This window comes from Pantoea anthophila, assembly GCF_006494375.1.
GTDB lineage: Bacteria > Pseudomonadota > Gammaproteobacteria > Enterobacterales > Enterobacteriaceae > Pantoea > Pantoea anthophila.
Genome location: NZ_VHIZ01000050.1, coordinates 360,790 through 382,107 on the forward strand (window position 1 = coordinate 360,790; position 21,318 = coordinate 382,107).

The window sequence follows — 21,318 nt, forward strand, 5'->3', positions numbered from 1 at the left end:
AGCCTGGAGGAATCCATTTTCCCCGAGAATAGAGCAGGATCGTGACTGCTGCACGCGGAGACAAGGGTAATAGTCTCAAAGTGGGAAGGATGGACGGAGACGACACGAATTTTAGTGCGTCGGCGACCTTTCCTGATGCCGGCCCCCAGCTCAGCAGGGTCATAACAGGATTATTCGATAAAGCCACTGCCAGAGTGCCGCAATCGCCCCGTGATCCCGATCAGCAAATCAACATCTTCAGGTGTCAGTCTGTCGAGAAAATGTTGCCTGACACTCTCTGCATGCACCGGTCGCGCTTTTGCGAGCGTCTGACGCCCTGTATCTGTCAGGCTGACCGAAATGCCAGCCGGGTCATGACGATTTCTCAGCACAAGTTGCCGGGAAGCCATACGTGAAAGCTGGTGTGAAAGCCGGGACTTGTCCCACTCCAGGTATTCCAGCAATTCACGCTGAAGCAGTGCGCCCTGCGGACTTTTACTGATTTCCATCAGAATCATGAAATCCGCGCCGGACAGACCGGTTGCCTCAGTAATATTTTTGACAATACGACCCGTTATGACTTCTGCAAGCCGGCGGTAACCCCGCCATGCCATCCACTCTTTATCTGAAATCTCAGTGCTATCCATCTCTGTCTGACCCTTCAGGTTGATATGTCAACTTTGTGATTATAGAGTATACACTCCACAGCTGAGAGAAATCCCTATGCCGAACAAACCGAATATCGCGATTGTTGGTGGTGGTCCAGCCGGACTTACTGCGGCCGTCATACTTCAGCGCAATGGTTTTGACGTCCAGGTGTTTGAATATAAGTCAGGGGATTCTGAACGAAACCAGGGAGGATCGCTGGATTTGCATCCTGACAGCGGTCAGGAAGCTCTGCGCAGAGCGGGCCTGCTGGAACCCTTCATAAAAATAGCCAGGCATGAGGATCAGGAAAGCCGGATGCTGGATTACCGCACCGGAGGGGCGGTAGATGACAGCCTGATGCCGGAAGGTGAAATCAATAAACCCGAAATTGACCGCGGAGAGTTAATCAATTTGCTGCTGAGTGCCCTTGCGCCAGAGTCCCTCCAGTGGGGGCATAAGCTTCATCACGTCGATACTGGCCTGAATGGCAGGTACAGGCTGATTTTCGGAAACGGAAGAGATTCTGAGGCAGATATTATCATCGGTGCGGATGGGGCCTGGTCACGGGTAAGAAGCTACCTGACGCAGACGCGTCCTGAATACACGGGCATCACCTTTTTTGAAGGCTGGATAGATCGCCCCTCCCGACGAATCGATGGTATCGCTGGAAAAGGAACCGCTTTCAGCTTTGGAGGGGCTGAGGCTTTGGTCACACAGCGCAACGGGGGCGGAAGGATCTGCGTTTATGCGGCGATGAAAAGAGATATTGAACGTATTGAGCGGGATAGTGCGTGCAGCGATATCACTTCATATGTGCGAGACGCTTACCAGGAGTGGGCTGATGCCCTTCAGGCCGTTGTTAATGCCCCTGCTGAATATGTCAGACGTCCCATCTACAGCCTGCCTGCGGATTTTAGCTGGACACCGCGTCCGGGCATCACGCTCATTGGGGATGCTGCTCATCTGATGCCACCGGTCGGCGTCGGTGTCAATCTTGCCATGCTTGATGCCACTGATGTCGCCCTGGCCATTTGCGCGTCATCAGAACCGTTCGACGGATTACGCAGTGCGGAAAAAAAGATTATGGAACGCGCGCGCGGCATGATGCCCGATGCCCTGTCTGGTTTTCAGAACTGGTTCAGCGAAAAAGAGTAAACCGATGGCCTTATGAAAGCCGTTTGCGCATAAACAGACTCAACGGGTCGGGCATATAGGGTGGGAACGCCTCGCATAGTGCGTACCCGCATCGGCGATAGAGTGCGATAGCCGGTTGCTGATGAATCCCGGTTTCAAGCCGCAGTTCGCGCGAACGGTTTTCTGCAGCTATCGTCTCGATGGCGGCGATGATCTGCTCGCCGAGCTTCCTGCCCCGGTAGGCCGGCCGGATATAAACCCGCTTGATCTCCGCAAAGCCCGCCTCCTGAAAGAGTAAGGCCCCACAGCCTGCCGGCAAGCCCTGCTCATCACGCACGATAATGCACTTCAGCTGCTCATCACCGACGGTTGAGAGATCCAGACAGTGATTGCTTTCTGCCGGATAGAGTTCGCGCTGAAAAGCATCGAGTTCGCCGACCAGGCGCACCAGGTCGCTATCCCCTTTATCGACTTCTGAAATGCTGAACATCTGTTCTCCCCGTCAAAGGTCGCTTCCGGAACGACTCTGCCCGTTGATTTACTTCAGCTTAACGCCTTTTGTTTCTGGTGCCATCCAGACCACAATCATCGCGGCTACAAAGGCCAGCACGGTAGTGGCCAGCCCGGCGGTGAAGCCGCCAATGCTGGCCACATAGCCGATGAGCAGCGGCGCAATAAAGCCGCCCAGACGCCCCCCGTTGTAAGCCAGGCCCATCAGAAAGCCGCGTGACTGGGTGTCGCCAATAATCTCGGCCAGGAAGGGGCCGGAACCGGCGAAAATACCGTTAACCCCGAAACCGGCCATAAAGATGGCCACCATGAGAATCAGCGGCTGCGTCGTCACCAGATATAATCCGACCGCGACCGCACCGATCAGGAGATAGAGCAGAAACATCGGCCGGCGTCCCCATTTATCGGCCATGAGTGAGAACACCAGGAAGCCCGCAATCGCACCGGTCTGCAGGGCCAGCACAAACTTCAGGCTGTGAAGAAAATCGAGATGCTTCACTTCACGAAGATAAGTGGGCGTCCAGGTGAAAACCCCCCAGAACAGATACTGAATGAAGAAGATAAAGGTAAACGCCAGCAGCAACCCTTTGATGTTCGTGTTGCCGGCGCTGGCCTTTTTAGTCTGCCGCTGTGCGCGTTCCTGCTGGCGCGCCAGCCATACCGGCGATTCCGGCGTAATGTACGCAATAACCATCATGATAAAAACCGGCAAGGCGCCAATCATGAACAGGTAGCGCCATCCCCCGTGTTCCAGCCCACCGGTCATTGCCGTGACCAGTGCCGTCAGGCCAATCGCCAGGATTGCGCCCACCGGTAGCCCCATCTGCATCAGTGCGCCGCCGCGCGCACGGCGCTCCGGACGCCAGGTTTCAGCGATGAGCGCCGCGCCTGATGTCCACATCCCGCCCATCCCGAGCGCACCGCAGAATCGCAGCAAGGTAAAGATCTGCTGATTGTGGGAAAACGCCAGCAGACCGGAGAAAAGCGAATAGATGGCGATGCAGATCAGGGCCGTTCTTACGCGTCCGATTTTATCGGCCACCAGCCCGAAGAGGATGCCGCCAATAATCTGCCCGCCAGCCGTGGCGCTGATAAACACGCCAAGTTCCGTTTTGCCGAGGCCAAATACCACGCCCAGCACGGGTAAGAGCAGAGAGAGCAAAAAAGAGTCGTAGCTTTCAAATGTCCACCCTAACCCGCCCAGCGCCAGGGTCCTTTTTTCAGCCGATGAATAGGAGAGCACTGAACCGGAGGCGTCCGCATCGAGAGGATGCGCCTCATGCACTTTTGATTTCATATTCATCCATATTCTCCAGGGAGGATAAGCGATAGGTTGATGCCGCGGTGCGCCAGAAGAGATGCGCCTGTTCGGCCGCAGAAGCCTGCTCCGCCAGCCTTTTGCAGGCATTCCAGAACACACCGTAACTGAACATGCCTTTGTCGACCGGGAAGTTGCTGGCAAACATGCAGCGCTGCACGCCAAATGCCTCAACCAGCGTTTCAAACAGCGGTTGCCAGGCCCGGGAGAGCGTCAGGGAGTCAGGTGGTGTGTCGTGTTGCGCAAAGGGATAGCCCATGACCGTCATGCCAAAACCGCTGATTTTGATGCGCACGTTGGGCAGCGCCGCCAGGGCGATAATCGCCTTTTTCCACGCCTGAAAAACGGCATCCTGTTTACCGGCATAAGGCCCCGTTCCAATCGGTCCGCCGCAGTGATCCACAATCACCAGCAGATCGGGCTGCGCGCGGGCCAGTCCGGCAATTTCATCGAGCTGAGTGTGATAAACCCAGACATCCAGCGAAAGTCCGTTGCGGGCAAGGCAGGCTGCCCCGCGCTGGAATGCGGCACTGGCCGCCAGACCGGCGGGCGGCGTGACGGGACTGGAGCTGACGCGGGGATCAGGATGCCAGGCCAGCGGATTCCGCATCCCGCGCAGTCGTCCTCCCGATCGCGCCAGCATAAGTTCCACGACGGGCAGCAGGTCGTCCCCAGCCAGCAGGCTGGCACCGCCAACGATGGCTTCACAACCTGCGGCTTCGCCATAGTGACCGCTTTCAAACATCGCGGCACAACCGCCTGCAAACTCGACCTCTCCGACGGGTCTGAACGCTTCAGGCCCGTGACGGCGCAGCATGGAGCGGCACTGAACATACACCGTCGAGAGAATCCGGTGACCGGACTGTTCGATATCCTGGCTGAGCTCCGGTGCCAGGTAGCGGCCTGACTGGCGATCCCACAAATGATGATGCGCATCCACGACCGGAAGTTCGGGCATCAGCGCCTCTTCATGATGACGCGCGAGCCACGCTTCCCGAACGGGCAGATGCGGTGCATTAACAATCTCCATAACGTCCTCTTAACCTTCTGATTAAAATCAGATCCCGACATTTTTCGCGTGGCGGACAGGTGAACAGACCCGAACCGTATTGTTTTATCTGATAAAACTCAGTTTTACTGAATAAATCCACTATAGGCTCAGCGGATAAAGTTCAGCCAGCAAAAAAAGGAGGCGCTTAATGTAAATACGATGTTAATCACAAATATTTTACTTTCTGGGTACATCGTGCTTCAGAGCCAGCTGCTGCTCAGCGGCGGTGCACTAATGACCGGGCACGGGAGAGCGGATGCGGTTCAGGGACGCCCCGTTTCGGGAGACGGGAAAGAGAGCGATGAAGAAAAGTCGCGGTGTGAAATCAGTAAAAACCGCGACGTTTCAGAACAGGCACAGATGCGTGTTCTACGCCTGACGGATGATAAATTCTGGTTCACAGGAGACAGGAAAATTCACCGATCTGGCGATAAAACAGACTTTATGGATCTCATGGTGAATAGCCGTGGCTGCATCAAGATTTGTCCCCTCTGCTACCGTGATCGTCGGTCTCAGCACCGCCGAAATAAAGCGCCCCGCCCCGCCTTTTGATATTTCACCTGTCGCTAAGGGAGAATCTTCATAGCCGAGAACCGTAATCCCGGCATCGGAAGCCAGATGCAGATACCAGAGCATATGGCATGCCGAAAGAGAGGATATCAGGAGGTCTTCAGGATTCATTTTACTGGCGTCGCCACCCAGCAGGGGATCATTGGAGCAATGGATGACCTCTTTCCCGCTGATGGCGATATCCCACGTCCTTGCATACGCTTTATAACCCGACGTCCCCGTTCCCAGATTGCCGGTCCAGAAGATGCGCGATGTGTAGTGATGTTCCATTATTCTGACTCCTTTATTGAGGATAAAACGGGGAAAACAGAGCGGGAGCTTCTGCTGTTTACTAAACCACACTCTGTCGGGTGATAAAATCAGCACAATAAAAACGCGTGCAGGTCAGCTTCAGGTACAAAGCTGGGAGTGACGGGCCAAATTCATTGTGGGAGCGGTTCGGTGATATGCTCAGGATGGCCTCTGGACGTAGAGAAGGAACGCGATAGATTGCGCAGAACGTTATCGGGACAGGAAGCGGACTCCGGCATGAACTCGCGTTGCCGGACGCACTATTCTGATTAATCGTAATTATACAGCCCTGTTCAGTGCTCTCTGGAAACAGGTTTCGACAAGGAGATCTTATGCGCCGTCGCCCCTCATCCCGATTGATCGTTCTGTCCCCTGAACATCACGTTCTGCTGTTTTATTTTTCTCATCACGATGATGCATTAACTGGCCGATCATACTGGGCGACGCCTGGTGGAGGGCTTGAGTCGCTGGAGACATTTGAGCAGGCAGCGCTGCGGGAGTTGCGGGAAGAAACCGGGCTGGTAAGAGACTCAGCAGGCGTAGCTGTCGCATCACGGACATTTCCGATGACGCTGTCGGATGGGGAAACCGTACTCGCTGAAGAACGTTTCTTTCTCATTCGCACGGAAAAGAGAGAGATTGACTGTTCAGGATGGAGTCAAAATGAAAAGCGCGTGATTCAGCATTACCACTGGTGGACAGTAGAAGAGCTGCGAGACACTACCGACACCATTTTTCCCCATGATCTGATCACCGACATCCTCTCCAGAGAGCGAGCCTGAGCAATCGCCTTTATCTCTTTAAGTTATTCCTGACGCGTCTTTTGACTGCGTAACCGCGCGGCAGGCCAGCTGTCATTTTTTTCGATAATTTTCAGTCAATAAGCAAACCGGCGTTCTGTCCGAACAGGCGGTTTATCCTCTCCGACGCCGATGAGTTTGCAGACGATCAGACAACCCGCCCGGCTGAATCAGCGCTCTCTGTCGGGGAGAGCAACCCCTTTATCTGTTCAAATCAGACTTGACCTGTAAATTAAAATATGTAAATTAGGGCGACCGCTCTAATTTTAAGATGCCAGCATCAGACAGCGTTTAATATCTGTTTATTTATCCCCTATCGGAAGTTAAGGACTGTGTAATGAATGTTGAAAAATTCCGTTGCAGAAGAAATACAAACACTTTTTTCTTTACTTCAGCCTTAATTTTATCGCTGGCAGGGTATTTTCCCGCAACCTGTTCTGCGGAAGAAAAACCCATGAACATCGCTGTTTACAGAGGAGAGGCGGGCTGTACAGGCTGTTCAGAAATGGTCGTTAAATCGCTTATCAGTACAGGGAAAAATTTCTCTATCAGTTACATAGGCGAAAATGAAAAGCTCAAGCTAAATAGCAGAAACCTTAACAAATTTGATATGTATATTCAGCCGGGTGGCGGACAGGATATTCCTGCGGCTTATGATGCGATAAGCGATGAGGGAGCAGAAGCGATCCGTAATTTTGTTCGCTCTGGTAAACGTTTTCTGGGAATTTGTATGGGCGCCTATCTGGCGGATAAAGACTGGATAGGATTGATCGACGTCCCTCTGGATAGCGAAGTGGGCAGGCCTGGTTCAGAGGCCGCTGATGAGGGGGATTACACATTGTCATTACTGTGGGGAGGCAAAAAAGAATCCGCTTACTTTCAGGATGGTCCTTATCTGAGTAACAGTTCAGCCAGCAAAGGGTTTACACCCATCTCCTGGTACAGCAATGGCGATGTTGCCATGGCGGCCTATACCTATGGAAAGGGAAAAGTCGTCCTTTCGGGACCGCATCCCGAAGCGGATGAAAGCTGGATCGATGCCACTATGCCAGGCTATATACCTGCCCGGAGCAAAATGATCAGAATATTGAATTACCTGAACACAGAAAACAACTGAACGCGGGTAAAGTATAAGAGCCTGAAATGGCCTTTATCTCAATATCTGAAGAGAAAAATCAAAAATTTCTTCAAGAAAGAGTGCGCGCTTCTCATCCGAATAATCAAGTATGATCATACTTGAATAGCCATCGAGCACAGCCGCAATTTTGCGGGCTGAGATATGACTATCTGCGGAGGAAAATTCCCCGGACTCTGTACCACGCGTAATGATATCTTCAACGATTTCATTACACTGGATAAAGTTGCCATGAATAAGGTCAGCATAGCGCTGATCTCGTGCTGAAAGAGGCCATATTTCAAGATATAATATCCAGTGAGAAGAGGGCGCGTTCGGAAGGAAATAATCCAGGAAAAAGAGCAACTCTTCAGAGATTTTTTCGATACCCCGCTCTTTTTTCATTGAAAAATAATCGATGATATCGTCATCGAGCATTTTTTTTATGGCGTCGAGCTTAACCTCTTCCCAGTTACTGTAATAATGGTACATATGGCTTCTGGAAATATTAAGCCGTGTGTTCAAATCACGCGTCGAAACATTGTTGAGCCCTTTCTCTTTAAAAAGGCTCAACGCTGTTTTCTTTATGATATCTTTAAAGGAGTCGACTTTCATTTCCAGGATTTTTTTAGTTTCAGATGGCGGCATAATACCATTTTAAGAAACTCAGCGCTAACGGCGGTAAAATACCCCCTCATGCCGGGAACCGGCCGAACAGAATATGCTATCCATGCGTCATCACGAGGATGGCATGGCCCTGCCCTTACCCCGGGTCCCGTCCCATCCTCACCATCGCCCGATACCAGGCTCCTCTCTGAATCGACCAGCGCAACCCGACCGCAATCGCATTAATCTTTCGATCAATCATCGCCTGCTGAAAGCGCCCTGTCTCACGGCCGGACATCGCCTGCGCCCATGCTGGCATCAGCCCGAACCCCGACATCAGCATCACTTTCATCACCGGCTTCGCCTGCCAGCTCGGGGCTGGCGCATTCATCAACAGTCGCGTCACCTCAGCAGTGCGCGCATCAAAGCGTAACTCCGGACGCATCTGCTGCAGATAATCCGCCACATCCACGACGCTTTTCGGCACCCGCTCCGCGCCCAGCGACTCAGCAATGAGCGCCGCTTCCTGATAGTACCGATCCTGTTCGGCACGCGTGAGGTGAGGATTTTTGTAGCGCAGATGGGCCGCCAGGAAACGGCTGGTCTCTGCCACATGTACCCAGGTCAGCAGATGCGGATCGCTGGCGGCATAGGGTTTGCCTTCGCTGTCGACGCCGCTGACTTTAAGGTGAATGCGTTTCACCCGGTCGATCAGCGTCTGCGCATCCTGCTGATTACCGTAGGTGGTCACGGCGATGAACTGACTGGTACGCCGCAGCCTGCCCATCATATCTTCGCGGAAATTGGAGTGATCCCAGACCCCCGCCAGCGCCGCCGGATGCAGCATCTGCAATAGCAGCGCGCTGATCCCGCCGCACATCATGGAGGTAAAGTCGCCGTGGACGCGCCAGATCACGCTGTCCGGGCCAAACAGGCCGGGATCGCCAGGCGGCTGGGAGAGGTCAAACTCATTCATCGACAGGCCGTTAAGGCGAAAGACCTGCTGCTGAATACGGTCTCGCAGATTTATCATGGTGGCTCTGATAGTGAAATGACGCGGCGCGTCGTAGCAGGACGCTAACGACGCGCCGCACCCCCTTTCTCAGGAGAAAGGCGGGCGGTTACAGATAGTTGAACTGCGCATCCTGAGTACGAACGGAATCGAGTCCAATCATCACGTTGAATTTGCCGGGCTCCGCCACATGCTGCATCTGCTGGTTCCAGAACTTCAGCGCATCGACGTCGATCTTAAAGGTCACGGTCTGAGACTCGCCCGCTTTCAGCATGATGCGTTTGAAACCACGCAGCTCCTGCACCGGACGGCTGATGGAGGCGACCGGATCGTTGAGGTACATCTGCACCACCGTCGCACCGTCGCGCTGACCGCTGTTGGTCACCGTCACGCTGGCTTCGATGCTGCCGTTAAGCGGCATGGTCGGCGACGACATTTTCACCGGAGACACGGTAAAGCGGGTGTAGCTCAGGCCGTAACCAAACGGATAGAGCGGGCCGTTAACCGCATCATAGTAGTGCGACGTATATTTGTTCGGCTTAGCAAAGTTGTAAGGCCGGCCGGTGGGCAGATGGTTGTAGTAGATCGGAATCTGCCCCACGGAACGCGGGAAGGAGACCGGCAGCTTGCCCGACGGGTTATAGTCGCCAAACAGGACATCGGCGATGGCGTTACCGCCTTCCGTCCCGCTGAACCAGGTCTCCAGCATCGCATCGGCCATACGATCTTCATTCACCACCGACAGTGCGCGTCCGTTCATCAGCACAATCACCAGCGGTTTGCCGGTGGCTTTCAGCGCGGCCAACAGCTTCTGCTGGCTTGGCGGGATCACCAGGTCACTGCGGCTGGAGGCTTCGTGGGCCATACCCTGCGCTTCACCCACGGCGGCAACGATGACATCCGCCTGCTTCGCTTTGGCGACCGCGTCATCGATCATCTGCTGCGGTGAACGCGTGTCGATGGAAACCGCCGGTTCATAGAGGTTCAGGAAGTCCTGAATGCCCTTATTATCGGAAACGTTGGCGCCCTTCTCATAGAGCAGCGTCGCTTTGCCTTCGGTGGCGTTGCGCATCCCCTGCAGCAGCGAGACAGATTGTTTCGCCACGCCGGCCGCGGACCAGCTGCCCATAATGTCGCGCTGGCTGTCGGCCAGCGGCCCGATCAGCGCAATGGTACCCGATTTCTTCAGTGGCAGCGTTTCCAGCCGGTTCTTCAGCAGCACGATACTCTTGCGCGCTACGTCGCGCGCTTCGGCCCGATGCAGACGGCTCTCGGCGTTGGTGTCCTGCGGGTCGCTCTCTTTCGGCCCTAAATGGCTGTAGGGATCGTTGAACAGCCCCATATCATATTTAACGTTAAGCACATGACGCGCCGCATCATCAATTTCGGCCATGCTGACTTCGCCGCGCTTCACCAGATCCGGCAGATATTTGCTGTAATACTCGTCGCTCATGCTCATGTCGACGCCCGACTTCAGGGCGATGCGCACCGCGTCCTGCGGATCGCTGGCGACGCCATGCTTAATCAGCTCTTTAATGGCGCCGTGGTCGCTGATGGTAATGCCTTTGAATTTCCACTGACCGCGCAGCAGATCCTTGAGCAGCCAGCTGTCCGCCGTCGCCGGTACGCCATTAATGGAGTTCAGCGCCACCATAACGCCGCCGCTGCCCGCATCCAGAGAGGCTTTATAAGGCGGCAGATAGTCCTGGAACATGCGCTGCGGACTCATATCCACCGTGTTGTAATCCCGGCCGCCTTCGACCGCGCCATAGAGCGCGAAATGCTTGACGCTGGTCATCACGCTATAGCGATCGGCGGCGCTTTTACCCTGCATCGCCTGCACCATGCTGCGGCCCATCTCGCTGGTGAGATAAGTATCTTCACCAAACCCTTCCGAGCCCCGCCCCCAGCGCGGTTCACGGGTGACATCCACCATCGGTGCCCAGGTCATATTCAGGCCATCGTCGGCTGCCTCATAGGCGGACACGCGCCCCACCTCTTTCACCGCATCCAGATCCCAGCTCGACGCCAGCGCCAGGGGAATAGGAAAAATGGTGCGCTGGCCGTGGATGACGTCGAAGGCGAAAAAGAGCGGGATCTTCAGCCGGCTGAGCTGCATCGCCTGATCCTGCATGGCGCGGATATCCGGGCGGGTCACCGTGTTAAAGATCGCACCAACCTGACTCTTCTGAATCATGTCGCGAATCGCTTCTTTGGGATTATCCGGTCCGACGCTGATTAAACGCAGCTGACCGATCTTTTCGTCCAGCGTCATTTTTTTCAGCAGCTGGTTAACGAAGGCATCCCGCGCCTGTTCGGTCATCGGGTGGTGACCTGGCACGGTCTCAGCCAGTGCCGGTTGCATCGCGAGGGAAACAGCGAGACTAACAGAGTAAATCCATTTCATCAGGTTGGGTTCTCTTAAGTAACTGCGCAATATCGTATTAACAGGCGGCAGTGTGCCACAAGATGAGAATAGCAGGTAGCCTGCCGCTGTCACACTGCGAGGAGATGAGCGGACGTGCTACAGTTAAGGCGCACTGATAAGACAAGGGAATTGCTCATGATACCAACCTCTGCCCTGCTTTCTGACCTGCGCCGCCTGGTCGGCCCCTCTCATCTGCTGACTGAACCTGAACAGACCGCCCGCTATCGCAAAGGCTTTCGCTCCGGCGAAGGAGATGCGCTGGCCGTGGCGTTTCCCGGAACGCTGCTGGAGCTCTGGCGGGTTCTGCAAACGCTGGTCAGGGCAGATGTCATCATTCTGATGCAGGCGGCGAATACCGGCCTGACTGAAGGCTCGACGCCGCATGGCGACGACTACGACCGCCCGCTGGTGATTGTCAGCACCCTGCGGCTGGATAAGCTGCAGCTGATCGACAACGGCCAGCAGGTGCTGGCTTTCCCCGGCAGCACCCTCTATCAGCTGGAAAAAGCGCTGAAGCCACTGGGACGCGAACCGCACTCGGTGATCGGCTCCTCCTGCATCGGCGCGTCGGTCCTGGGCGGCATCTGCAATAACTCCGGCGGATCGCTGATCAAACGCGGTCCGGCCTACAGTGAAATGGCCCTGTTCGCCCGAATCGATGCGGAGGGCAAACTGCGGCTGGTGAACCACCTGGGCATTGAGTTAGGCAGCACGCCGGAAGAGATTCTGGGGCGGCTGGATGACGATCGCTGGCAGCCCGGTGATGTGCAGCACGATGGCCGCCACGCCTCTGACCACGAATATGCTGACCGGGTGCGTGACGTAAATGCCGATACGCCCGCCCGCTATAACGCCGATGCGCGCCGTCTGTTCGAAGCCTCGGGCTGTGCCGGCAAGCTGGCGGTGTTTGCCGTGCGACTGGACACCTTTGCCAGTGAACCTCAGCAGCAGGTGTTCTATATCGGCACCAACGAGCCTGGCGTCCTCACCGATATCCGCCGTCATATCCTGGCGCACTTCACCCATCTGCCGGTGGCGGGCGAATATATGCACCGCGACATCTATGACATTGCGGAGGTCTACGGCAAAGATACCTTCCTGATGATCGACAGGCTGGGCACCGACAAAATGCCGCTGTTCTTCACGCTGAAGGGACGGGTCGATGCCTGGCTGAACAAACTCGCCTTCGTTAAACCGCACTTCACCGACCGCCTGATGCAGCGCCTGAGCCGGCTGTTCCCGGCGCATCTGCCCAAACGCATGAAGCAGTATCGCGACAGATATGAACATCATCTGATGCTGAAGATGTCTGGTGAAGGCGTTGCGGAAGCGCGTAACTACCTGCGCGACTACTTCCGTGAAGGCGGAGGCGAATTCTTTGAGTGCGAAGGCAAAGAGGGAGCGCACGCTTTTCTGCATCGGTTCGCGGCTGCAGGGGCGGCCGTACGCTATCACGCGGTGCACGCTGACGAGGTCGAGGATATCCTGGCGCTGGATATCGCCCTGCGTCGCAACGATGCTGACTGGTTTGAAACGCTGCCTGAAGCGATCCGCGCTTCGCTGAGCCATCGCCTCTACTATGGTCACTTCTTCTGTCACGTCTTCCATCAGGATTACATCGTCAGAAAAGGCGTCGATGTGCACGCCCTGAAAGCGCAGATGCTGGAGATTCTGCAGGCGCGCGGCGCGGAATACCCCGCCGAGCACAATGTGGGCCATCTCTATCAGGCGAAACCGCAGCTGGCGGCCTTCTATCGCCAGCTCGATCCCACCAACAGCTTCAATCCCGGCATCGGCAAAACCAGCAAGCAAAAAGGCTGGGCAGTAAAGCAGCCGTAATCGGCTAACCGGCCCGCCTGCTCATCAGAGCCGGCGGGCTGATTAAGGCTATTCAGATAACATCCGCATTAAAAACAGTTAACCTCCTTTCTGATATTCTCCCTGATTATTTATTAAGCGATTCTGTTCTGCGTAATATCTCACAAAAGATTGCCCTGCCAATTGATCATCTGTCAGCCGGAAAATAGAGTGCCGTTGAAAAATAACATAAAAAGAGAGAATGCCTTATTCAGGCAGCGCTAACCCTTACGGGTGGCGCACTATCCGTTTCAGCAGGGATGAATCATGATGTTAAAGCGATACCTTATGGCGCTCACGCTGCTGAGCCTTACAGCCTCAGCTTACGGCAGCGCCTCAGTTCAGCGGGGAGTGGATCCAATCCGTCACTTCAGGCTCACCTGTCAGGTCAACGATAATCAGGCTGCCCTTCATGGCACCGACTGTGCCGCAGTGGGTGGCGACTTCGCCGCCTGCAATCGCGCCACCCTAACTCTGACTAACAACGGCCCGGCCCTGACGGACAGGCACTGGGCCCTCTACCTGAGCAACGTCCACCAGAGACTGCGGGTCGAACATGACCAGTTCAGAATGACCCACCTTGTCGGCGGTTTAACCCGGCTGGAGCCGACAGAGAAGTTCACCGGCCTTGGCGCAGGTGAATCGGTGCAGGTTCCCGTCGTCAGCGAATACTGGCAGTCGTTCGCGCACAAACGCCCGGACAGAGCAGAGGATCCCTCCTCGCCTCGCTGCGCTCGCGGAACGACGATCAGGGCCGGTAAAACCCGGCCCTTTTGCCTTAAACCAGCTTCTCTTCGGGTTCTGCATCCGGCTGCTGACGGCGTTCGATAATCATGGTCTGCGGTGTGGAAAGCAGGATGCCCTCTTTACGCAGGCGCGTCAGAATATCGAACAGCAGATCGCTTTTGGCGCCGGAAATCTGGCGCTGTCCGGCCACGTTACCGGTCACGCTCAGCACAATGCCCTGCTGGGTCAGATCTTTAAACGAAACAGATGGCTCTGGCGTCTCCAGAATGCGTTCGTTTTCGTTGTAAACATCGAGCAGAATATCGCGCACTTTCACCGGATCGATGTTGAGCGGGAAGGTCAGCGTAATCGTCACCACACCCTGCGCATTGCCCATCGTGGCGTTGCGCACGTTCTGCGAGATAAACTGCGAGTTCGGCACGATAACCGTGGATTTGTCACCCAGCTGGATCTCGGTGGCACGCACGTTAATCCGGCGGATATCCCCTTCGATGCCGCTGATGGTCACCAGATCGCCCACCTTCACCGGCCGCTCGGTTAGCAGAATCAGGCCCGAAATAAAGTTCTTCACGATCTCCTGCAGGCCGAAACCGATACCGACCGACAGCGCACTGACGATCCAGGCCAGCTTGTTCCACTGCAGCCCCATGATCGACAGGGTCAGCAGGATGATCAGCACATAACCGATGTTGCTGAACAGCGTCACCAGCGACACCCGCATCCCCACGTCCATGGTGGTTTTTGGCAGGAAGTCGGTGTCGAGCCAGCGGCGCACCGAGCGCAGCACATAGATGCCGACAATCAGGCAGATCAGCGCATTAACCATGTGTGCCGGAACGATATTCAGGGACTCCAGCCCTTTCCCGCCCCAGAACTCAATCACCTTCTGCAGCAGCTCAATCGGCGTTGAGGAGGCAAACGTCCCGTTGACCAGCGCCAGCGCCACAAACAGCACCAGGATGGTCTTACCAATCGCCGTCAGCAGCGTGGCGGTTTGCTGCAGATGACGCTCATTGATGTTGAGCGAACTCTGAATGCGGCGGCCGGTTGCATTGCTGGTCGAAAAGAGACTCTCACAGCCATCGTTGAGCAGATGGCTCAGGAAGTAGAAGGAGCCAAACAGCAGGCCACACCAGATCACCTCATAACTCAGGAATCGCGCCAGCGTGACATAACCGACCAGCAGCGAGATCAGGATGGCGAGTGCGGTCAGGGTCAGCCCCAGCTGGATCAGCCCGACCAGCGTAGAGCGGGCTTCCGGCGGCGTGCCTGCCAGCGTCATGCGACGACGAACGCGGTTGGTTCGCATGCTGATGGCCAGCGCGGTGCTGCCTATCAGCAGCGCCGTCAGGCCGTTGGCGAAAATGGTGGTATTCAGACTGGTGCCGACGCTGTAGTTAAAGGCCTCCACCGTCTGGAAGATAAACACCAGCACTGCGGTAATGGGCGGAAACGGTTTGAGCGCCAGCGCCACTTCATTGGAGATGGTGGGCAAACGCCAGCTCGGCCGCCGCGTAGAGAGAAACGCACGCCCCAGTCCGGCGATCAGGCCACAAAAGACGCTGAGCTGAACCAGCCGATCGACAAAGTCCTGCACATTTTCCGAGACCTCATCGCGGCGGGTAAACGCCAGAGCGATAAAGTTAAAGGTGAGTACTACCGCCACCAGCGTGGTCAGGGCGATCGCGGCCGCCAGGAAGCTGCGGCGCAGTTTGCCTTCCGGCATTTTATGAATGCTGACCCAGGCGAGAAACTCCTCGCTGTAGCGACGACCCACCGTCATCACCAGCAGCGCCGCCAGCAGCCAGAGCGTACTGCCTATCCGCCAGCCCGGCTCCCAGGAGAGCGCCGCGGTGTCCTGCAGCTCCTGCAGAAACTCGCCGATCTTCTCACCGTCCAGGTCCTGGCTGTTGGTCAGGGGAGACCAGAAACGCGCACCGAGAATGGTACCGGAGTTGAGCGCCAGCTGACTTTTCAGCTGGTCACGGCGCAGGTTAACAATCTGCGACGACAGCGTTAAGGCACCATTTTTAATGCCCTCTGCCTGCTTGATCTGGTCGTCGAGTTTGCTTTTCTGACTCTCCAGCGCGTTTCGCTTGCGCGTCACCTCCGGCGTCTCTTTTACCCCGCTGTCAGCTTTGGGGGCCGGACCCAGCACCTGCAACTGCGCTTCCAGCTGCTGGCGATCGGGGATCAGCGCCTGACCCAGCGTGTCGGCATTGCCGGAAAGCTCCAGCGCCATCTCATTCAGCTGATTCAGTTTGTTTTCGCCCGCGTCGCCTGACACCTGGCTCTTAATCTTATCGAGGATCTTCTGCATTTTCGGCAGTTCAACCGAAGCATTCAGCTTCGGCTGGGCATCCTGTTCCTGTTCCTGTGCCGCCGCGGTGATATCATCCGCCGCCTGCGTCACCGCCGGGGCAAACACCACCAGCGTCAGCATTAACCATGCAAAAAAGGATCTTATAAACATATGAGTAAAATTCCGGCAGCTTATATCAGGCGATCGTCCCTCGCCAGTCGCGCGTAGTGTAGGACTTTGCAAGGGATGGCAATATAGGAATAACGGGTATTTTTCGGGCTAATTCCGGGCAGACCGCGCGCGTTACGCCGCTGCCCGGCTCGCCCGGCGCGTCTGCTCAGACAGCAGACAGCGCCGGGTAACACAGCAGACGTTCTCTGCTCTCTTTACTCCACGCCGGCACTGCTGTCCCCGTTGCTGGCGACCTGGCCCGACTTCTGCTTTTTGTACGCCAGCGCAGCCGCAGGCACCGGCGCGGCTTTGCCGGTCTCGATCCAGCTACGCAGACGGTTGGCATCCGCGAAATGGGTATATTTGCCGAAGGCATCCAGCACCACCAGCGCCACCGGACGATTGTTGATCATGGTGCGCATCACCAGGCAGTGCCCCGCCTCGTCCGTGTAACCGGTCTTGGTCAGCTGGATATGCCAGTCATTTTTGTAGACCAGATGGTTGGTGTTGCGGAACGGCAGTGCATAGCTCGGATGGGCAAACACGGCCGTCTCTTCTTTGGTGGTGCTGAGGGCGCCGAGCAGCGGATATTCGCGCGTCGCCTTGAGTAATTTGACCAGATCCTGAGCGCTGGAGACGTTTTGCGTCGACAGGCCGGTCGGCTCCACGTAGCGGGTCTGTTTCATACCCAGCGACCGCGCTTTGGCATTCATCGCCCGGATAAAGGCGTTGTATCCGCCCGGATAGGCATGAGCCAGGCTGGCGGCAGCGCGGTTCTCCGAGGACATCAGCGCCAGCAGCAGCATGTTACGGCGGCTGATCTGGCTGTTGAGCTTCACGCGTGAGAAGACGCCACGCATTTCCGGCGTCTGACTGATATCGACGGTTAACATCTCGTTCATCGGCAGGTGCGCATCCAGAACCACCATCGCCGTCATCAGCTTGGTGATAGAGGCAATCGGCCTGACCCGATCCGGGTGACTGGAGAAGAGCACTTTATTAGTGGTGAGGTCGACAATCATCGCACTGCCAGAGGCAATCTGCGGCTGAGCAATAGGCGTAAGCTGCGACAGGGAGGTGGTCGCCTGAGCCGGAAGTGAAACAATCTGCCCGGAAACGAGCAGTGCCAGCGAAAGCAGGCTGGAACGAATTTTTGCAGACATCGTAGAAAAACCCGGTTGGTGTTATGTACTGTGCCAGAGAGACACAGGCCGCCCGCCTCAGTCACGTCGGCGCGCGGGCTGGCAGCAGCATCATACGCGGAAGGTTAAGAAATTTCCTGGGGAGAGTGTATCCGGGCGTAAAAAGAAAACTGCCGCCAGGCCGGCGGCAGCGGTTGTCTAGAACAGGCGGGGACCATATCCCCACAGCACCACGGTCAGGGCCAGTAACACTTCAAACACCAGCACGCCGATCGCCAGGGTAGAACCGGAGAAGCGCAGGCTCTCTTCACGGTCGATGTTCAGAAACAGCGGAATGCCGATATAGAGCAGGTAGCCGGTGTAGAGCAGCGCCAGCGCACCCGCCAGCACGCAGAGCCAGACCAGCGGATAGAGCGCTACCAGCCCGCTGAGAAACAGCGGTGTCGCCACATAACCCGCGAAGACGGTACAGCGCTGCACGCCGGGCCGCTGCGGATAATCACGTGCCATCCAGTGGATCACCCGCCCCATCACCGCGACGCCACCGAGAATAATCAGATAGAACAGGATGCCGAGCCCAAGCCCGGTCGCCAGGTTAAGTTGCACATATCGCCCCTCGCCCAGGTTCCACCCCAGCTGAGTGGTCCCGATGAAGGCGCAGATCACCGGGATCGCCGCCATCAGCAGAACATGGTGGGTATAGTGGTGCGATACACTCTCATTCTCTTGCTTGATATCACGCATTTCCTGATTCGGATGCGCCAGAAGTCCCCAGACATGGTTCATACAGTCACTCCTCTGATGCAGTGGGCCGCCCGATGAGCATGCGTCTTTGGGGGCAGCGTCTTCTCAAGTATAAACGGCAGCAAAACTTTCGTGACGACCGGACAAAAAAACAGCAGAAATAAACGCACCCGCGCGGCCGGGCGGAAGCGAAGCCAATTCGCGTATAGACTTGAAGAAACAGCCACCGAACAGGGAGTGTCACTTTGCATCTGGATATCAACGCATTAATTACGCAGTACGGTTATCTGGCACTGTTGATTGGCTGTATTGCCGAGGGGGAGACATTTACCTTACTGGGCGGCGTGGCTGCCCATGAAGGACTGCTGCACTATGCGGGCGTGGTGCTGGCTGCGATGGGCGGCGGGATCATCGGCGACCAGCTGCTCTACTGGGTTGGCCGCCGCTGGGGAACCCGCATCCTGCGCCGCTTTAAAAAGCATCAGGATAAGGTGGTGAAGGCGAACCGCCTGATCAAACGCCGTCCCAGCCTGTTTGTAATCGGCGTGCGCTTTATGTATGGCTTTCGCCTGATTGGTCCCATCATCATCGGGGCCAGCCGCCTCAATCCGATGAAATTTTTTATCCTCAATATCATCGGTGCGGCCATCTGGGCGCTGATCTTTGTCACCCTGGGCTATTTTGCAGGCGGCATTATCGCGCCGTGGCTGCATAAACTCGATCAGCATCTGAAACATCTGCTCTGGCTGGTGGGTGCGGTGGTGTTCGCCTTTGTCCTGCGCTGGGTGATCCGGCGCTGGCATAACCGTCGGGCCGATCAATAAGCGCTGACAGCTGCCCAAACGAAGCCGCATCGGCATGCTCAGCTATAGTTAACAGCACACTGACAGGGAGATGAGCATGAGTAAGGTAAAACGTAAGATTGAAGAGCATGGCGTCATTGGCGATCTCCGCACCTGTGCACTGGTGGCGAATGACGGGACGATTGATTATCTCTGCTGGCCTGAACTCGACAGCCCGTCGGTCTTCTCTGCCCTGCTCGACAGCGACGATGCCGGCCTCTTCTCCCTCTCGCCGGACTGGCCCGATGCGCGCCGTCAGCAGCTCTACCTGCCCGACACCAATATTCTGCAGACCCGCTGGCTGGATGAGCAGGGGGTCGCAGAAATTACCGACTATATGCCGATTTGCGATGACAGGGAGAAACTGCCGCGTCTGATCCGGCGGGTCAAAATGGTACGCGGCAGCGCGACCTTTACCCTGCGCTGTTCACCACGTCACGACTACGCCCGGGCGCAGACGCGCGCCGAGGCCCATCACGGCTGTATCGATTTTCATGCCGAAGGTCAGCCCTCGCTGCGCCTCGCCGCCAGCGTCGTCATGACGCTGGAGGATGAGAGCGCGACCGCCGTCTTTACCCTGCAGCCGGGCGAACATGCGCAGTTTGAATTTGGCAGCGTCGACGATGCGCATATCGAAGCGCTGGCGACCGAACACTGCTTTGAAGATACCCTCAACTACTGGCGACGCTGGAGCGCAAAGAGCACCTATCAGGGACGCTGGCGTGAAATGGTGCAGCGCTCCGCGCTGGTGCTGAAGCTGCTCACCTCACATCAGTATGGCTCCATTGCGGCGGCGGCAACCTTTGGCCTGCCCGAAGAGCTGGGCGGTGAACGAAACTGGGACTATCGCGCCTCCTGGATCCGCGACGCCTCATTCAGCATGTATGCCCTGATGCGGCTGGGCTATACCGATGAAGCCAAACACTTTACGGAATGGGTGGGTCGCTGCGTCGAGAACAGTCATCACGACGAGATGCGCCTGCAGGTGATGTACCGGCTTGACAGCGGCACCGAACTGCATGAGATGGAGCTGCTCAACCTCTCCGGCTACGGCGATTCCCGGCCGGTGCGCATCGGCAACGATGCCTGGCAGCAGACCCAGCTCGACATCTATGGCGAGCTGATGGATGCGATCTATCTGGCCAATAAATATGGCGAGGCGATCTCTCAGCGCGGCTGGGAGCACGTAGTGAAGATGATCGACTGGCTGAGCGAGAACTGGGATCAGCCCGATGCGGGGATCTGGGAGATGCGCGGTGAACCGGAACATTTCCTGCATTCCCGCCTGATGTGCTGGGTGGCGATGGACCGCGCGCTGCGTCTGGGCATGAAGCGATCGCTGCCGATGCCCTATCAGCGCTGGGATGAGGCGCGGCGTAAGATCCGCGAAGATATCTGGGCCAATTTCTGGAACGAGGAGCGCGGGCACTTCACCTCCACGCGTCACGGCGACTATCTCGACGCCTCCATGCTGCTGATGCCGCTGGTGCGCTTTGTCGGTGCCACGGATCCGGACTGGCTCTCTACGCTGGACGCGATCAAAAAGGACCTGGTCAGCGATGGCATGGTGCGGCGTTACAATATTCATGAAACCCCGGCCGATGGCCTGCAGGGAGGGGAAGGCTCTTTCGGTGCCTGTTCCTTCTGGTATGTAGAGTGCCTGGCGCGCGCAGGCCGGATACAGGAGGCGCATTTTGAGTTTGAGAAGCTGCTGAGCTACGCCAATCCGCTGGGCCTTTACGCCGAGGAGTTTGACAGCCACGGCCATGCGCTGGGCAATACGCCGCAGGCGCTGACGCACCTGGCGTTAATCAGCGCCGCCTTTTTCCTGAACCGGAAACTCAGCGGCGAACAGACCCAGTGGCAGCCTTAGTCATCGCGGTTTTCAGCGCCCTCTTTTCCCGAAAGGCGCTCATCTCTGCACGGTTTTAGGTAAAGTATTACTGTCAGGTTAAAATCCTGATTCACAACATCAGATCAATGAACATATAATGCGCAGCAGGTCACATTGGCCGGCATGAATTCGATACTTTGACCAGCCTGAAACAGGGC

18 protein-coding genes are annotated in these 21,318 nt (G+C 56.4%); 7 read left to right on the top strand and 11 right to left on the bottom strand.

Annotation, left to right across the window (positions count from 1 at the left end):
* Window positions 1-170: 170 nt before the first annotated feature.
* Window positions 171-626, bottom strand: coding sequence for a MarR family winged helix-turn-helix transcriptional regulator (locus FJW00_RS13870; RefSeq protein WP_140924511.1), 456 nt, complete (start codon window positions 624-626; stop codon window positions 171-173).
* Between the two features lie 76 nt (window positions 627-702).
* Here FJW00_RS13870 and FJW00_RS13875 point away from each other — a divergent pair, with 76 nt between their 5' ends.
* Window positions 703-1,782: an FAD-dependent oxidoreductase gene (locus FJW00_RS13875; RefSeq protein WP_140924513.1), complete on the top strand. Its 1,080-nt coding sequence runs from the start codon at window positions 703-705 to the stop codon at window positions 1,780-1,782.
* Between the two features lie 10 nt (window positions 1,783-1,792).
* On the opposite strand, the gene FJW00_RS13880 is transcribed toward FJW00_RS13875, so the two are convergent.
* The 4 genes from FJW00_RS13880 to FJW00_RS13895 all read right to left on the bottom strand — a co-directional run bounded on the left by FJW00_RS13880 (window position 1,793) and on the right by FJW00_RS13895 (window position 5,480).
* Window positions 1,793-2,251, bottom strand: a complete 459-nt coding sequence (locus tag FJW00_RS13880; RefSeq protein ID WP_140924516.1) for a GNAT family N-acetyltransferase — start codon at window positions 2,249-2,251, stop codon at window positions 1,793-1,795.
* Window positions 2,252-2,299: 48 nt separating this feature from the next.
* A complete protein-coding gene (locus FJW00_RS13885; RefSeq protein WP_111207699.1) occupies window positions 2,300-3,574 on the bottom strand; it encodes an MFS transporter in 1,275 nt (424 codons plus the stop codon).
* Window positions 3,549-4,619: an amidohydrolase family protein gene (locus FJW00_RS13890; RefSeq protein WP_140924518.1), complete on the bottom strand. Its 1,071-nt coding sequence runs from the start codon at window positions 4,617-4,619 to the stop codon at window positions 3,549-3,551. The genes FJW00_RS13885 and FJW00_RS13890 overlap by 26 nt, the downstream gene beginning before the upstream one ends.
* A 390-nt stretch (window positions 4,620-5,009) precedes the next feature.
* A complete protein-coding gene (locus tag FJW00_RS13895) occupies window positions 5,010-5,480 on the bottom strand; it encodes an OsmC family protein (protein ID WP_140028253.1) in 471 nt (156 codons plus the stop codon).
* 353 nt (window positions 5,481-5,833) lie between these two features.
* Between FJW00_RS13895 and FJW00_RS13900 the strand changes: the two genes are divergently transcribed.
* Window positions 5,834-6,283 carry an NUDIX hydrolase gene (locus tag FJW00_RS13900; RefSeq protein WP_140924520.1) on the top strand — a complete coding sequence of 150 codons (450 nt, stop codon included), beginning with the start codon at window positions 5,834-5,836 and terminating at the stop codon, window positions 6,281-6,283.
* 355 nt (window positions 6,284-6,638) lie between these two features.
* Complete coding sequence (locus FJW00_RS13905) at window positions 6,639-7,418, top strand: BPL-N domain-containing protein (protein ID WP_140924522.1); 780 nt, start codon at window positions 6,639-6,641, stop codon at window positions 7,416-7,418.
* A 33-nt stretch (window positions 7,419-7,451) separates the two neighbouring features.
* On the opposite strand, the gene FJW00_RS13910 is transcribed toward FJW00_RS13905, so the two are convergent.
* The 3 genes from FJW00_RS13910 to bglX form a co-directional block, all read right to left on the bottom strand.
* Window positions 7,452-8,030: a TetR/AcrR family transcriptional regulator gene (locus tag FJW00_RS13910; protein WP_140924524.1), complete on the bottom strand. Its 579-nt coding sequence runs from the start codon at window positions 8,028-8,030 to the stop codon at window positions 7,452-7,454.
* Between the two features lie 148 nt (window positions 8,031-8,178).
* Window positions 8,179-9,054 (bottom strand): oxygenase MpaB family protein, encoded by an 876-nt coding sequence (locus tag FJW00_RS13915; RefSeq protein WP_009091299.1) that lies wholly within the window; start codon window positions 9,052-9,054, stop codon window positions 8,179-8,181.
* A gap of 88 nt (window positions 9,055-9,142) precedes the next feature.
* Window positions 9,143-11,440 (bottom strand): beta-glucosidase BglX, encoded by a 2,298-nt coding sequence (bglX, locus tag FJW00_RS13920; protein WP_140924526.1) that lies wholly within the window; start codon window positions 11,438-11,440, stop codon window positions 9,143-9,145.
* A gap of 156 nt (window positions 11,441-11,596) precedes the next feature.
* Between bglX and dld the strand changes: the two genes are divergently transcribed.
* A complete protein-coding gene (gene dld, locus FJW00_RS13925; protein ID WP_046101465.1) occupies window positions 11,597-13,300 on the top strand; it encodes a D-lactate dehydrogenase in 1,704 nt (567 codons plus the stop codon).
* Window positions 13,301-13,585: 285 nt separating this feature from the next.
* Window positions 13,586-14,149: a carbohydate-binding domain-containing protein gene (locus FJW00_RS13930; RefSeq protein ID WP_258317039.1), complete on the top strand. Its 564-nt coding sequence runs from the start codon at window positions 13,586-13,588 to the stop codon at window positions 14,147-14,149.
* On the opposite strand, the gene FJW00_RS13935 is transcribed toward FJW00_RS13930, so the two are convergent.
* From FJW00_RS13935 to FJW00_RS13945, 3 genes are all read right to left on the bottom strand, one after another.
* Window positions 14,097-16,538 carry a DUF3772 domain-containing protein gene (locus tag FJW00_RS13935; protein WP_058957733.1) on the bottom strand — a complete coding sequence of 814 codons (2,442 nt, stop codon included), beginning with the start codon at window positions 16,536-16,538 and terminating at the stop codon, window positions 14,097-14,099. The two genes, FJW00_RS13930 and FJW00_RS13935, sit on opposite strands and share 53 nt — an antisense overlap.
* Before the next feature lie 215 nt (window positions 16,539-16,753).
* On the bottom strand, window positions 16,754-17,701 hold the full coding sequence (pbpG, locus tag FJW00_RS13940; RefSeq protein ID WP_140924529.1) for a D-alanyl-D-alanine endopeptidase: 948 nt from the start codon (window positions 17,699-17,701) through the stop codon (window positions 16,754-16,756).
* A gap of 177 nt (window positions 17,702-17,878) precedes the next feature.
* Window positions 17,879-18,466 (bottom strand): Yip1 family protein, encoded by a 588-nt coding sequence (locus tag FJW00_RS13945; protein ID WP_009091306.1) that lies wholly within the window; start codon window positions 18,464-18,466, stop codon window positions 17,879-17,881.
* Between the two features lie 203 nt (window positions 18,467-18,669).
* Here FJW00_RS13945 and FJW00_RS13950 point away from each other — a divergent pair, with 203 nt between their 5' ends.
* Both FJW00_RS13950 and FJW00_RS13955 read left to right on the top strand, forming a co-directional pair.
* The gene (locus FJW00_RS13950; protein WP_009091308.1) at window positions 18,670-19,248 is read left to right on the top strand and encodes a DedA family protein; all 579 of its coding nucleotides are present in this window, start codon (window positions 18,670-18,672) and stop codon (window positions 19,246-19,248) included.
* A gap of 76 nt (window positions 19,249-19,324) precedes the next feature.
* A complete protein-coding gene (locus tag FJW00_RS13955; RefSeq protein WP_009091310.1) occupies window positions 19,325-21,139 on the top strand; it encodes a glycoside hydrolase family 15 protein in 1,815 nt (604 codons plus the stop codon).
* Window positions 21,140-21,318: the final 179 nt, after the last annotated feature.

Coding starts and splice junctions, on each gene's coding strand:
- FJW00_RS13870 (WP_140924511.1), bottom strand. CDS start 626: ATGGATAGCACTGAGATTTCAGATAAAGAGTGGATGGCATGGCGGGGT.
- FJW00_RS13875 (WP_140924513.1), top strand. CDS start 703: ATGCCGAACAAACCGAATATCGCGATTGTTGGTGGTGGTCCAGCCGGA.
- FJW00_RS13880 (WP_140924516.1), bottom strand. CDS start 2,251: ATGTTCAGCATTTCAGAAGTCGATAAAGGGGATAGCGACCTGGTGCGC.
- FJW00_RS13885 (WP_111207699.1), bottom strand. CDS start 3,574: ATGAATATGAAATCAAAAGTGCATGAGGCGCATCCTCTCGATGCGGAC.
- FJW00_RS13890 (WP_140924518.1), bottom strand. CDS start 4,619: ATGGAGATTGTTAATGCACCGCATCTGCCCGTTCGGGAAGCGTGGCTC.
- FJW00_RS13895 (WP_140028253.1), bottom strand. CDS start 5,480: ATGGAACATCACTACACATCGCGCATCTTCTGGACCGGCAATCTGGGA.
- FJW00_RS13900 (WP_140924520.1), top strand. CDS start 5,834: ATGCGCCGTCGCCCCTCATCCCGATTGATCGTTCTGTCCCCTGAACAT.
- FJW00_RS13905 (WP_140924522.1), top strand. CDS start 6,639: ATGAATGTTGAAAAATTCCGTTGCAGAAGAAATACAAACACTTTTTTC.
- FJW00_RS13910 (WP_140924524.1), bottom strand. CDS start 8,030: ATGAAAGTCGACTCCTTTAAAGATATCATAAAGAAAACAGCGTTGAGC.
- FJW00_RS13915 (WP_009091299.1), bottom strand. CDS start 9,054: ATGATAAATCTGCGAGACCGTATTCAGCAGCAGGTCTTTCGCCTTAAC.
- bglX (WP_140924526.1), bottom strand. CDS start 11,440: ATGAAATGGATTTACTCTGTTAGTCTCGCTGTTTCCCTCGCGATGCAA.
- dld (WP_046101465.1), top strand. CDS start 11,597: ATGATACCAACCTCTGCCCTGCTTTCTGACCTGCGCCGCCTGGTCGGC.
- FJW00_RS13930 (WP_258317039.1), top strand. CDS start 13,586: ATGATGTTAAAGCGATACCTTATGGCGCTCACGCTGCTGAGCCTTACA.
- FJW00_RS13935 (WP_058957733.1), bottom strand. CDS start 16,538: ATGTTTATAAGATCCTTTTTTGCATGGTTAATGCTGACGCTGGTGGTG.
- pbpG (WP_140924529.1), bottom strand. CDS start 17,701: ATGTCTGCAAAAATTCGTTCCAGCCTGCTTTCGCTGGCACTGCTCGTT.
- FJW00_RS13945 (WP_009091306.1), bottom strand. CDS start 18,466: ATGAACCATGTCTGGGGACTTCTGGCGCATCCGAATCAGGAAATGCGT.
- FJW00_RS13955 (WP_009091310.1), top strand. CDS start 19,325: ATGAGTAAGGTAAAACGTAAGATTGAAGAGCATGGCGTCATTGGCGAT.